The sequence below is a fragment of the Flavobacterium sp. B330r genome (assembly GCF_056824325.1).
In genome coordinates, this window is the sequence record NZ_CP124860.1 from 4144116 (window position 1) to 4156976 (window position 12861).

Below are 12861 nucleotides of genomic sequence, written 5' to 3' on the forward strand. Positions count from 1 at the left end.
GGTTTTAAAAGCTCAAAATATATTGGTGAAATTTATTTTGAAGAATTTTCTTTAAATAAATTTGGAAAATCAAAAAAGTATTATGAATATTTGCACACGAAAAAAATAATAACCCTTTAAAAACGAAGAAAAAATGTTTGTACTTACATTGACATCTCAGAGCTTTACACCAAACGTATTTGGTGAAGCAATTCTTCGTGGCTTATTTCAATCCTAGAAATATATTTTTAGATATATAAAAAAGCCCGAAGACAATAAGTTTCGGGCTTTTTTTTATTCTAGACTCTTCAAAATTTTCCCGAAAATCGATTTTTAGAATTTATCCGTCAGGATAAATAGTTTGGCCTTTTGGGGCTATTAATTTAATGCACGATAATTTTTTTATGGAAAATTATACGGTAGACGAGTATTCATTATGTACTCGTTTTAAAAGTAAAAGAAAAAAGAAAAGATTAGTAAAAGAAGATTTTGAAAAACAATTAATCCAGTTAAGAAAACTTGAAATCGACCTTTGGAAAAAGCGTAAAGACTTACCATTGGTTCCTTTGGAAATTCCGTATCAAAAAGGCTGGCAACGTAATTTTAAATTAAGAGATGATATTGCTAGATCAAGTGAAGCACCATTTTACAGAGAATTATTGGAAAAAATAAATACATGGCAGTTTTCTCCTGAAAAATCTTTTAAAAGAAAGAAAAAAAGAAAAAGAAGACATCTGTATGTTGAAAAACTCCAGACTGTAAAAGAATTTTCGGAATGGGAATGGAGAAGTTCAAAATTAGAATTGACCGAAAAAGAAAAAGCACATTTTTATAAAAGGGAACGTTGGTGCAGCAATTTTAAACGATACAAAATTCATTATGTATTTAACGAACCATGGCGATATGTTCTTCGCGTAAGCCCTTATATGATAACACATACTAAGATGGTCGATTCGGATTTGGAAAGTGAAATTCAGCTTCTTGACAATTATGTTGTTAATCATAATCTGAGAGATAAAATAAATAGATTAATACACGGCAGTTCTCATAAATGGAGTTACTATGAAAAGGAGAATCCAAAAGAGATAAGCCCAATTAAAAATAAAAGTCTGCATGCTTTATATCAGCAATATGCAGATGAAATGATAGAAAATCATGGGAAATAAATTATCTGGAAAAGACCTGATTAAATTAGGTTTTCCAAAAAACAATTCAATAAATATCGCCTTAGGGCAGATAAACAGATATAGAAAAAGAGAAAAAAAGGAATTTATTCTGACAGAAGCAAAGGATGTATTGTTAAATCCTGAAAAATATGAAGGAAATGGAACTTGGGGTAAAGTAGCTGAGGGTTTAATTAAACCAGTTCAGGTAAGAATGCATCAGCTTAAAAATACAAGAGCTCCTTTTAGAATTTTTGGTGAGAATGAAATAGATGAACAGGCTAAATTTCAATTGTACGATTCGTTAAAACTTCCAGTATCAGTTGCTGGAGCTTTAATGCCAGATGCGCATTCAGGCTATGGATTGCCTATTGGAGGCGTTTTAGCAACAGACAATGCCGTGATTCCGTATGGAGTTGGTGTTGATATTGGATGCAGAATGAGTCTTTCCATTTTTGATTTGCCAGCTTCTCATTTCAAAGGAAAAGAACATCAATTAGAAGCTATTTTGAAAGACAATACAAAGTTCGGAATGTACGAGACGCATGCTTCAAGAGTAGATCATGAAGTATTTTATAAAAGTGAATTCATGGATATTCCGTTGTTAAAGAATCTTTTACCAAAAGCTTACAAACAATTGGGAACTTCAGGCGGAGGAAATCATTTCGTAGAATTCGGAATTGCAAAAATTGATAATCCTGAGAATGAATGGAAATTGGAAAAAGGAGAATATTTTGCTGTTTTATCACACAGTGGTTCCCGCGGATTGGGTGCTAATATTGCGAAACATTACACTTATTTGGCCACAAAACAATGTCCGTTGCCCAAAAATGTGCAACATTTAGCTTGGCTAGACTTGAATACACATGATGGTCAGGAATATTGGCTGGCTATGAATTTAGCTGGAGAATATGCAAAAGCTTGTCACGATGACATTCATAGAAGAATTGCCAAAGCGATTGGAAAAAGAGTTGTAGTAACAATAGAAAATCACCACAATTTTGCTTGGAAAGAAATGGTAAATGGTAAGGAATGTATTGTACATAGAAAAGGAGCTACACCTGCGGGTGAAGGACAATTGGGAATTATTCCAGGTTCTATGACAGCGCCAGGTTTTATTGTAAAAGGAAAAGGAAATCCTGAAAGTTTAAACTCTGCTTCGCATGGTGCTGGACGTTTGTTTTCGAGAGCCAAATGCAAAAGTACTTTTACGCAAAGTGAAATAAAAAAGGTTCTGAAAGCGAACGATGTAACCTTAATTGGCGGTAATATTGACGAAGCTCCAATGGCATACAAAGACATTACAAAAGTGATGGCTAACCAAACAGAATTAGTTGAAGTTTTAGGAACATTTACGCCTAAAATTGTTAGGATGGACCGCTAAAAATTAAAAATTATGGAAAGATTTCAAGACGAAAATAAATGGTTGGGAAATTTTTATAACGAGATTTTCGTAAGATGCCCCAAATGTGAATCTAAAGGAGTTTTAAAAGAAGTGCCTGAAAATTGTGAATGTGGAAAATGCACTACAATGGCTTTCGAATGCAAAACGTGTTTTTATAAGATTGATGAACCTGTTTATCAATACAAAGCATATGGAAAGCATTATTGTGGTAATTGCTTTGAAAAATTCGATTACGAATCTCAGATTTTTAAAGAGATTCCAGCAACCTATCAGGTTAAATGCCCGCATTGCAGTTTTCAGGAAGGAATAAAGCCAGGAGTTTCTAGAATTAGAAAAGAAGCTAAAAAAGACGGTTTAGTAAGAGAGCCATGGCATAATTTGCTTCTTTGGTTTCAAAAAGAAATAAAAGGAAATATTTTTTGGGTTTACAATTATGAACATTTAATGTACTTGGAAAAATATATTAAAGCCGACTTAAGAGAAAGAAATAATAATGGAAGTAGTAATGGAACAATGGTTTCAAGACTTCCAAAATTTATTAAAGAAGCAAAAAACAGAGAAAAGCTTCTTAAGATATTAGAAAAATGGAAAGAATAATTCAGATAACAGCGGGTCGCGGACCTGCAGAATGCACTTGGGTAGTTGCCCAAGTGCTTAAAAAAGTACTTGAAGAAGCACAAGAACAGCAATTGGAAACTGTTTTGCTGCAAAGAGAAGCAGGAACTGAAAACGGAACTGTAGAAACAGCTTCAATCGCTATAAAAGGAAAGAACACTGATCAGTTTGTGAATTCTTGGATAGGAACAGTTCAATGGATTGGCCAAAGTCAGTTTAGGAAAATGCACAAACGCAAAAACTGGTTTATTGGAATCTTTGAAATTGAACAACAGAAAAATAACTTATTTTCTGAAAATGATATTCAATATCAGGCCATGAGAAGTTCTGGTGCGGGTGGTCAGCACGTAAATAAAGTAAGTTCGGCAATCAGAGCGACGCATATTCCAACCGGAATTGCAGTAGTTTCTATGGACAGCCGTTCGCAGCACCAAAATAAAAAATTGGCAACAGAAAGGTTACGTAAAAAACTAGAAGACGAGAAACTGATTCAGCTTAAAAATCATGTGGGACAACAATGGGAAAATCAGCTTAATGTACAACGAGGAAATCCAGTGAGAGTTTTTACCGGAAGTGATTTTAAAAAGAATAAAGTGGAAAAAAGTTATAAAGGGACTCGTCAGAAATTAAAAAACGATTTACGAAATGAGCATAATTAAAAACTTGGTCGCAGAAAAGAATGATGATATGCAAATTGTATGCGACCAAAAAAAACAATAAATAGACACATAAAATGAAAACAATTGATAAATACCTTTTTCAAGCGTTGGATAATTATCCTTATTCGCTTGAAGAAACTATAGAATCTTTGGATTATGCTTTTTCTTATGATTCAAAGAATACAATGGTTTTGTGTTTATACGGAAGAATTCAGGCAGAACAATTAATGAATTATGAAGAGGCGAAATCTTATTTTCAGCAAGCTTTATCTATTAATATTCATGCTCTTGAAGTATATCCGTATTATTTGCAAACCTTGATTGTGAATGAAGATTATGAAGAAGCTCAAAAACTAATTGATTTTGCTTTAACTGTAAAAGGAATAAACAAGTCTGAAATTTACATCAAAAAAACAATTCTGTTAGAAGTACAACATAAATTTGAAGAAGCTTTAAAAGAAATAAAGCAAGCAAAATTATATTCTATTCAGCATGATTATGACTCTGGAATTAGTGAAGTTGAGAAAAGAATTAAAGGTAAAGTTGATTTGTTGAAAAAGAAGAAAGAGAAGAAAGAGGATAAATCTAAGAAAGGCTCTAAAAAGAAATCAAAGTAATTTTTAAACAAAAAACGATGCAATTTAGCATCGTTTTTTTTGTGTTCTATGAAGAATATTTAGATAAAGTTTGTCATTTCGACGAAGGAGAAATCTCCGCGAGTAACTCCGCAACGAATGTCCAATCTTTGTAGAGCTTCTTGTGGAGATTTGCTTCGCCTATTCGCTATCGCTCGGGTCTCCTTCGTCGAAATGACAATATTGCGGGAAAATAGGAAAGAAAACTTGTTTATAAACTTCTTTTACTTCCAGTGCAGCTCCAAAGCAAAACAAGTTTTATCATCTTTCGTAATGCTGAATGTTGCTGTTGTGCGATCGTCGTCTTCACTTTCGTGAATTACCACATTATCTTGTAATGAAAGCTCTTTCATGAAATTCATTTCGAAGCTTTTTACTTCTTGTTTTATAATTCTTCTTGGATCGACATGGTCCAGACACCACTCTAAGTATTTTACGTTATTAACGTGGTTTACAATATCTAAATCTGATAAATAAACTGTTTTTTCGAAAACAGCTTCTTTTTCGTGGTTGATATTTATTTTAGAAAAGCCTTCTGTTGTTGCTCTTTTTTCTGGGAACAATTCGAAATGTTCATAAGGCAAAGCTAAAGCTTCTGGACGACGTGCTTTGGTATTAAAAACGGCCCAATAGGTTTCGCTTCCAACAATCTTTTTCCCATTTACATACATCTCAAGTGCACGAACCGAACGTGAATTTTCGAGGCTATTGATCCAAGTTTTTACCGTTACAACATCTTGCCATTTTGGTAAAGCAGTTACTTCTACACGCATTCTGCTTAAAACCCAAGCCTGATCAAATTCCTGCATATCTGTAAAACTGATTCCGCCAACTTCTGAATGTGCAGCAGCTGTAAGCTGTAAAAGATTGCATAAATCGGTGTATTTTAAGTAACCGTTTGGCGTACATTGTGTAAAATTAATTTCCCAGTCTTTACTTAAAACTGATGTGAAATTTGGTGATATAGGCATTGCTAATTTTAGATTTTAGATTTTAGATTTTCTTCGATGTAATGAATAATCTCATTTCTATTAGTCGAATAATCAAACCATTTCGTGTTTTCATTTCGTTTGAACCACGTTAATTGTCTTTTAGAAAATCGACGTGTGTTCTTTTTTATTTCTTCAATTGCGAATGGCAAAGTGAAATCTCCGTCAAAATAACTAAATAATTCTCTATAACCGACCGTTTGTAAAGCATTTAACTCTTTGTTAGGATAAAGTGATTTGGCTTCTTCCAATAATCCCATATCCATCATAATATCGACACGTTGGTTTATTCTGCTATAGATGATTTCTCTGTCGGCATCTAAGCCAATTAAAATAGGAGTGAAGTTTCTGTTGTTTTTCTTCAAATTTAGAAATGAAGAATAGGGTTTTTGCGATCCAATGCAAACTTCTACAAAACGCATCATTCGTTGCGGATTTTGTAAGGTCTGCGGATTTTGGATTGTTATTTTTTGATAATAATCTGGATCTAAATTTTGTAATTGTTCTTGAAGATATTCGATTCCTAATTTTTCATAGTTTGAATTTACTTCGGTACGAATTTCTGGAGCAATTTCTGGAAATTCGTCAAAACCTTTTAAAACGGCATCGACGTATAAACCTGATCCGCCAATTAAAATTGCAAAATCATTATTTTGATATAATTCTTCTAGTTTTGAAAGTGCTTCTTTTTCGTAATCGCCAACGGTATAATTTTCGAAAATGGATTTGTTTTGAATAAAATGGTGTTTTGCAGCACTTAATTCTTCCTGACTGGGAACAGCGGTTCCAATTGTCATTTCTTTAAAAAATTGACGGCTGTCGCAAGAAACAATTTCGCATTTAAAATGCTGTGCCAAAGCAATGCTCAGGGCTGTTTTCCCGATAGCTGTTGGTCCGACAATGGTAATTAGATATTTCATATTTTTTAGCCCAGATGGAAATGGAAACCCCGGACTTATATTTGTTGCATTTTTTTGGTGTAAAAGAGCGACCAACGGAAGCTCCTTTTATGCCTTAAAAAATTACAAATATAAGGAGGAGTTGCAATGTACAGCTGGATTAGCTTCTAAATTAATTATTTGGCAATTCTGTTCCGCATTCGTAACAATATTTTGCATTGTCAAAATGAACTTGCGACTGACATTTTCGGCATGTTTTTTTTCCGCTTACTGAATTGCTTCTTAGGCTGCTTTTTGCAAATTCGGCTGTAACAATTCCTGTTGGAACAGCAATTATTCCGTAACCTAAAATCATTACAAATGCTGCAATAAATTGTCCTAAAGGAGTTTGAGGAGAAATGTCGCCATAACCAACGGTTGTTAAAGTAACAATTGTCCAATAAATTCCCATTGGGATACTTGTAAATCCTGATTCTCTGCCTTCAACCAAATACATGACTGTGCCGATTATAACAGTGCTGATTAAGACAAAATAAATGAAAACTAGAATTTTTTCTTTGCTAGCTTCTATAGCTTCTTTTAATTGTAAAGATTGATGATTAATTTGCGGAATATGCAAAATCTTGAACAATCGAAGAAAACGCAGTGCTCTTACAATGGATAGAATACTCGCACCAGGAAAAAAGATCGATAAATACATGGGTAATACGGCAAGCAAATCGATGATTCCGTAAAAGCTGAAAACGTATTTAACTGGTTTTTGAATAGAAATAATTCTCAGTATATATTCGATGGTGAAAAAAACTGTAATTATCCATTCGCATATCAATAATTGTTCATGATATTTAGAACTGACTCCTTCAACAGTATCGAGCATTATTAGGAGAACACTCAGCAGGATTAAACCCAATAATACTAAATCGAACATTCGTCCTAAAATGGTATTGGTACCATATAGAATAATTTTGACTTTTTCCCTGAAGATTTCGTATTGTGATTTTTTATTTTTCATATCACTAAAGATAATGAAAGTTTTGTTTTGTTAAAAATGAAGTATTTTTAGTGATTTGCTTTTTCGGATGTAATTCTGAATGATATTTTTCACATCACGATTGTGCGGCATTGGAATAAGAATGTTTTTGAGGATATCAATATTGGTGATCTGATGATTCAAATCGTAATAAGCATAACCTTGATAGGTTCCGTTTTCTATTAAAATCGCACTTCTTTCGTTTACATTTCGGCCTCTGTCTATTAAGATCATGCTTTTATTCTCGAAACTGTTTTCGGAGATAAACTGCTGTACTCTTAAATTGTAAACTTCTGGTGTAACTTCGCCAACGCAAGCGCCATCGCATTCTTTGATTTTGTATTGAAAACACTCTTTTTTGGTTTGATATAAACCGGTTAGTTTTTGGCACAAATGATATTTTGCTGTAAACCTAAAAAGTGCATTTTTACCTTCTTGCAAAGAAGCAAAAGAGGTTATTTCTTTTTTACGTCCGTCTGCTTTTTCAAGTTTTAAATTGATGTATCCGTTTTCATCTTTTTCGGCATATAAGGCGAAAGGAAAAACAGTTTTCTTTTGCGAACGATTGTATCTCGGACGATTTATTTTTACTTCCTGACTTTCTTTTAAAAGGGCGATTAATTCGCTTCCAGTTTCATCGTAAGTTATGGTAAAGACTTCAGCCTGAATTCTTTTGCTTTTGGTTGTAACTCCAGTAAAATGCTGATTGACTCTTTTTTTGATATTTTGACTTTTGCCAATATAAATCAAAGTTCCCCCTTCGTTATAAATATAATAAACGCCGGTTTTGGCTGGCATTTGATTTAAGATATCTAAGAGTTTTGGAGAAATTCCTTTTTCGACTTCGAGTTTTATAAAATCTTTTACAATTGTTTTCTCAGTGTCTTTTTCCAAAAGCATTTTAAACAGCTTTGTCGTTGCCATAGCATCTCCACTTGCACGATGCCTGTCTGCCATAGGAATTCCGAGCGCGCGCACTAGCTTCCCTAGACTGTATGAAGGTTGTTCTGGAATTAGTTTTTTGGCTAATTCTACTGTACAAAGTGTTCTGGCTTCGAAATCGTAGCCTAAACGACGAAATTCTGTTCTAAGGATTCTATAATCAAAAGAAGCATTGTGAGCCACAATTACAGAGTCTGAAGTAATTTCGATAATGCGTTTGGCGATTTCGTAAAACTTTGGAGCAGAACGCAACATCGCATTATTGATTCCTGTCAGTTTTACCACAAAGGGCTGAATCGGAATTTCAGGATTGACAAGACTGATGAATTGGTCTACTACTTCATGCCCATCAAATTTATAGATGGCGATTTCAGTAATTCCCTCTTCATTAAATTGTCCTCCTGTAGTTTCTATGTCTAGTATTGCGTACAAATTCAGTAATCAGTGTTCAGTTTTTAGTATTCAGTTTGCTGTGTAGGCGTATCGCTGCACACTTACAGTCTTGGTTTTGAAATTATCTGCCTCCAAAAATGCTGCTTCCAATTCTAACCATTGTGCTTCCACATTCTATTGCCAATTGATAATCTCCAGACATTCCCATTGAAATTGTTTTTAAATCAACAATCTGCAGTTTTTGGATAGAATCAAAAATGGATTTTAAATGGGTAAATTCTTTTTTAATCTGGTTTTGATTGTCTGTGAAAGTTGCCATTCCCATTAAACCTAAGATACGAATATTTTTTAACTCTTTAAACTCTGGAGAAGTTAAAAGTTCATTTAATTCGTTTTCATCCAAACCAAATTTAGATTCTTCTTCTGCAATATAAATTTGAAGAAGGCAATCTATAATTCTTTTATTTTTTAAAGCTTGTTTATTGATTTCCTGTAATAATTTTAAACTGTCAACACCATGAATTAAAGTCACATAAGGCGCCATAAATTTGACTTTATTGGACTGAACATGACCAATCATATGCCATTGAATGTCTTTTGGCATTTGTTCCCATTTTTCGGTCATTTCCTGAATTTTGTTTTCTCCAAAAATGCGTTGGCCTGCTTCGTACGCTTGCATTAAGTCTGAAACAGGTTTTGTTTTAGAAACGGCAACAAGAGTTACCTGTTCAGGTAAAGTTGCTTTGATTGTATGTAAGTTTGATGCTATTGACATTTTATTTATTTTTTTGAAAGCTGAATGTGTAAGCTTTCATTTCTTTCTGATGGAATGTAAAAATCGATCTTTTCATTTTCCATTTTTAATTTAGTATCGAATCCAGGCCCTTTTGCATCATCCTCTAAAGGAGTATAAAAAGAACCCATATCACTTTGAAAAAGAGTGCCAAATACTTTGTCATAGCACTTATCAGAACCACAAAAATAGCCTACTACTTTATCATCAAGATTTACAACGATTATTTCAAAGTCTGATTTTATATTTAAATCCCTTAAATATAAAATTACAAAATTGTGTTTTCGCTTTTTATCAAAACTCTCGGTACTTTTAAAGACACAATTGTCATACCTTTTGTTGTTGATATTCAGTTGATATCCATTTTCTTGCTTTAAAGTTCTAGTTATTCCAAATAAATAATCAATAGTCACTGGTTTGTAATAATAAAGAGTAATTAAACTAAAAATTATTAGAATGACTAGAAAGATTATTTTTTTCATTGAACAAATCAGATTTTACAAAAATTGCTTGGAGATTTTCTCTGCTTTTTTACTTTCGCTGTAATCGTAAAAACCTTCTCCAGATTTTACTCCAAGTTTACCAGCTCTCACCATGTTTACTAATAATGGACAAGGAGCATATTTTGGATTTTTGAATCCGTCGTACATTACATTTAAGATTGCTAGACAAACGTCAAGACCAATAAAATCAGCTAATTGAAGAGGTCCCATTGGGTGTCCCATTCCTAATTTCATTACGGTATCAATTTCGTAAACTCCTGCGACTTTGTTGTATAACGTTTCTATTGCTTCATTTAGCATTGGCATTAAGATTCTGTTTGCTACAAAACCTGGATAATCATTTACTTCAACAGGAACTTTACCTAATTTTTCAGATAAAGTCATGATGATTTTAGTTACTTCATCGCTTGTATTGTATCCGCGGATGATTTCGACTAATTTCATAATCGGCACCGGATTCATAAAGTGCATTCCGATAACACGTTCAGGATGTGCTACAACAGCTCCAATCTGTGTAATTGAAATAGAAGAAGTATTGGTTGCTAAAATGGTATTGTGCGAGCAATATTCGTTTAATTGTTTGAAGATATTTAGTTTTAATTCAACGTTTTCAGTTGCTGCTTCAACTACTAAATCCACACCAACAACACCGTCCTTTATATCTGTGTAAGTAATAATATTGGTGATAGTTTTAGCAACATCTTCTTGAGTAATTGTTCCTTTAGAAAGCATACGATTTAGGTTAGCAGCAATGGTTGCCATTCCTTTATCTAATGATTTTTCAGAAACGTCGATTAATTTTACAGTAAATCCGCTTTGCGCAAAAGTATGTGCAATTCCGTTACCCATTGTTCCTGCTCCAATTACAGCTATTGTTTTCATATTACCTTTAGTATATTATATTTTACGATTTAGCCACGAATTCGCAACTTGATCGCGAATTTCGTGGCTAATTTATTTTTAAAATTATTTTAATTATTTATCGAAACAATCAATAATTTGATAAGCCACGCGCAAAGCATCTGTAGCTTGCTCCAATGTTACAACTGGTGTAGTATCTGTATTGATTGCATTTGCAAAAGATTCTAATTCGTCCAGAATTGCATTGTTTTGCTCCACATCTGGATTGGTGAAATAGATTTGTTTTTTTACACCTTCAGCGTTTTGAAGAATCATGTCAAAATCTCCAGGAACTTCTGGCGCATCTTTCATACGTACTACTTCGCATTTCTTTTCTAAGAAGTCAACAGAAATGTAAGCATCTTTTTGGAAGAAACGTGACTTACGCATGTTTTTTAATGAGATTCTGCTTGCTGTTAAGTTGGCTACACAACCATTTTCGAATTCAATTCTGGCATTGGCAATATCTGGAGTATCGCTAATTACAGATACTCCACTGGCGTGAATATCTTTTACTTTTGAATTTACTACACTTAAAATGGCATCAATATCATGAATCATTAAATCTAAAACCACAGGAACGTCTGTACCGCGCGGATTAAATTCGGCCAAACGATGCGTTTCAATAAACATCGGGTTTTCGATCATGTTTTTTGTAGCGATAAAAGCGGGATTAAAACGCTCTACGTGACCAACTTGCCCTTTTACATTGTACTCTTTTGCCAAAGCAATAATTTCTTCGGCTTCTTCAACTGTATTAGCGATTGGTTTTTCAATAAAGATATGTTTTCCTGATTTGATGGCAACTTTTGCACATTTATAGTGTGAAAGTGTTGGAGTTACAATGTCAATCACGTCGACAGCGTGAATAAGTTTTGCAATTGTGCTGAAGTTTTTATAGCCAAACTCTTTAGAGATTCTTTCGGCATTTTCTTGATTTTCGTCGTAAAATCCAACTAATTCGTATTTGTCAGATTGTTGTAATAAGCGTAAATGTATTTTACCAAGATGACCAGCACCTAAAACTCCTACTTTTAACATGAGAATGTATTTTAAACAAAAATATAATTTATTTGTTTAACCTGAAAATGAATTTATCGAATTGTGAAATGTGAAATGTAAATATGAGTTATGACTTTCGGTATTTAACGGTCGACATTTTACGTTTTACGGTTTATATTTCGCAATTCACATTTCAACTTTTAGCTTTATTAATTTAATATTTAAAAATCAATATTTGAAATCCTGTTTTGTTTCTTATTTTTGCGAAAATAAAACCTACCCATTTTGAAAGATACTGCCAAACATCAAGGACTTCGCAATCAATTAGTAACCACCTTAGAACAAAAAGGAATTACTGATAGAGCGGTTTTGGATGCCATTAAAAAAATCCCAAGACACCTTTTTTTAAATTCAAGTTTTGAAGATTTCGCTTATCAAGACAAGGCATTTCCTATTGGTGCAGGGCAAACCATTTCTCAACCTTATACGGTGGCTTTTCAGTCGCAATTGCTTGAAGTTAAGAAAGATCATAAAGTTTTGGAAATAGGAACGGGTTCTGGTTATCAGACTGCCGTTTTATTTATGTTAGGCGCTAAAGTATTTACCGTTGAAAGACAAAGTGAATTGTTTAAAGCAACTTCTAACTTATTTCCAAAATTAAACATTCGTCCAAAGCATGTTTCTTTTGGAGATGGATATAAAGGATTGCCAAATTTTGCTCCGTTTGATAGTATTATAGTTACAGCAGGTGCGCCTTTTATTCCGCAGCCTTTAATGGCTCAGTTGAAAATAGGGGGAAGGCTTGTTATTCCTTTAGGAGAAGATGTTCAGATTATGACTTTATTAATTAGAAAGAATGAAACTCAATTTGAAAAACATGAGTTTGGAGAGTTTAGATTTGTTCCTTTATTAGAAGATAAAAATTAATACGAAGCCCAGTTTTAGCTGGGCTTT

Annotated in this window: 14 protein-coding genes; 6 read left to right on the forward strand and 8 right to left on the reverse strand. The window is 33.4% G+C overall.

Going from position 1 to position 12861, the window contains the following annotated elements; translation table 11 throughout:
* Positions 1-383: 383 nt before the first annotated feature.
* From QLQ95_RS18480 to QLQ95_RS18500, 5 genes are all read left to right on the forward strand, one after another.
* Positions 384-1145: a hypothetical protein gene (locus tag QLQ95_RS18480; protein WP_482501038.1), complete on the forward strand. Its 762-nt coding sequence runs from the start codon at positions 384-386 to the stop codon at positions 1143-1145.
* Positions 1135-2526 carry an RtcB family protein gene (locus tag QLQ95_RS18485; RefSeq protein ID WP_482501039.1) on the forward strand — a complete coding sequence of 464 codons (1392 nt, stop codon included), beginning with the start codon at positions 1135-1137 and terminating at the stop codon, positions 2524-2526. The genes QLQ95_RS18480 and QLQ95_RS18485 overlap by 11 nt, the downstream gene beginning before the upstream one ends.
* 12 nt (positions 2527-2538) lie before the next feature.
* Complete coding sequence (locus tag QLQ95_RS18490) at positions 2539-3144, forward strand: hypothetical protein (protein ID WP_482501040.1); 606 nt, start codon at positions 2539-2541, stop codon at positions 3142-3144.
* On the forward strand, positions 3132-3821 hold the full coding sequence (prfH, locus tag QLQ95_RS18495; RefSeq protein ID WP_482501041.1) for a peptide chain release factor H: 690 nt from the start codon (positions 3132-3134) through the stop codon (positions 3819-3821). Before QLQ95_RS18490 ends, prfH begins: the two co-directional genes overlap by 13 nt.
* Positions 3822-3895: 74 nt before the next feature.
* Entirely contained in the window at positions 3896-4438 is a 543-nt protein-coding gene (locus tag QLQ95_RS18500) for a hypothetical protein (RefSeq protein ID WP_320492643.1), read from the forward strand.
* Between the two features lie 242 nt (positions 4439-4680).
* Here QLQ95_RS18500 and QLQ95_RS18505 read toward each other — a convergent pair whose 3' ends face one another.
* From QLQ95_RS18505 to QLQ95_RS18540, 8 genes are all read right to left on the reverse strand, one after another.
* Complete coding sequence (locus tag QLQ95_RS18505; protein ID WP_482501042.1) at positions 4681-5427, reverse strand: acyl-[acyl-carrier-protein] thioesterase; 747 nt, start codon at positions 5425-5427, stop codon at positions 4681-4683.
* Positions 5428-5435: 8 nt separating this feature from the next.
* Complete coding sequence (miaA, locus tag QLQ95_RS18510; RefSeq protein WP_320492646.1) at positions 5436-6365, reverse strand: tRNA (adenosine(37)-N6)-dimethylallyltransferase MiaA; 930 nt, start codon at positions 6363-6365, stop codon at positions 5436-5438.
* A 151-nt stretch (positions 6366-6516) separates the two neighbouring features.
* Complete coding sequence (locus QLQ95_RS18515; RefSeq protein ID WP_095927685.1) at positions 6517-7356, reverse strand: ion transporter; 840 nt, start codon at positions 7354-7356, stop codon at positions 6517-6519.
* Between the two features lie 30 nt (positions 7357-7386).
* Complete coding sequence (locus QLQ95_RS18520; protein ID WP_095927684.1) at positions 7387-8748, reverse strand: exonuclease domain-containing protein; 1362 nt, start codon at positions 8746-8748, stop codon at positions 7387-7389.
* An 82-nt stretch (positions 8749-8830) separates the two neighbouring features.
* Entirely contained in the window at positions 8831-9484 is a 654-nt protein-coding gene (locus QLQ95_RS18525; protein WP_095927683.1) for a YggS family pyridoxal phosphate-dependent enzyme, read from the reverse strand.
* A gap of 5 nt (positions 9485-9489) precedes the next feature.
* Complete coding sequence (locus QLQ95_RS18530; protein ID WP_095927682.1) at positions 9490-9984, reverse strand: hypothetical protein; 495 nt, start codon at positions 9982-9984, stop codon at positions 9490-9492.
* Between the two features lie 15 nt (positions 9985-9999).
* Positions 10000-10887 (reverse strand): 3-hydroxyacyl-CoA dehydrogenase family protein, encoded by an 888-nt coding sequence (locus tag QLQ95_RS18535; protein WP_482501043.1) that lies wholly within the window; start codon positions 10885-10887, stop codon positions 10000-10002.
* Positions 10888-10980: 93 nt separating this feature from the next.
* On the reverse strand, positions 10981-11946 hold the full coding sequence (locus QLQ95_RS18540) for a Gfo/Idh/MocA family protein (RefSeq protein WP_095927680.1): 966 nt from the start codon (positions 11944-11946) through the stop codon (positions 10981-10983).
* Positions 11947-12192: 246 nt separating this feature from the next.
* Between QLQ95_RS18540 and QLQ95_RS18545 the strand changes: the two genes are divergently transcribed.
* Positions 12193-12834, forward strand: a complete 642-nt coding sequence (locus QLQ95_RS18545) for a protein-L-isoaspartate(D-aspartate) O-methyltransferase (RefSeq protein ID WP_095927679.1) — start codon at positions 12193-12195, stop codon at positions 12832-12834.
* Positions 12835-12861: the final 27 nt, after the last annotated feature.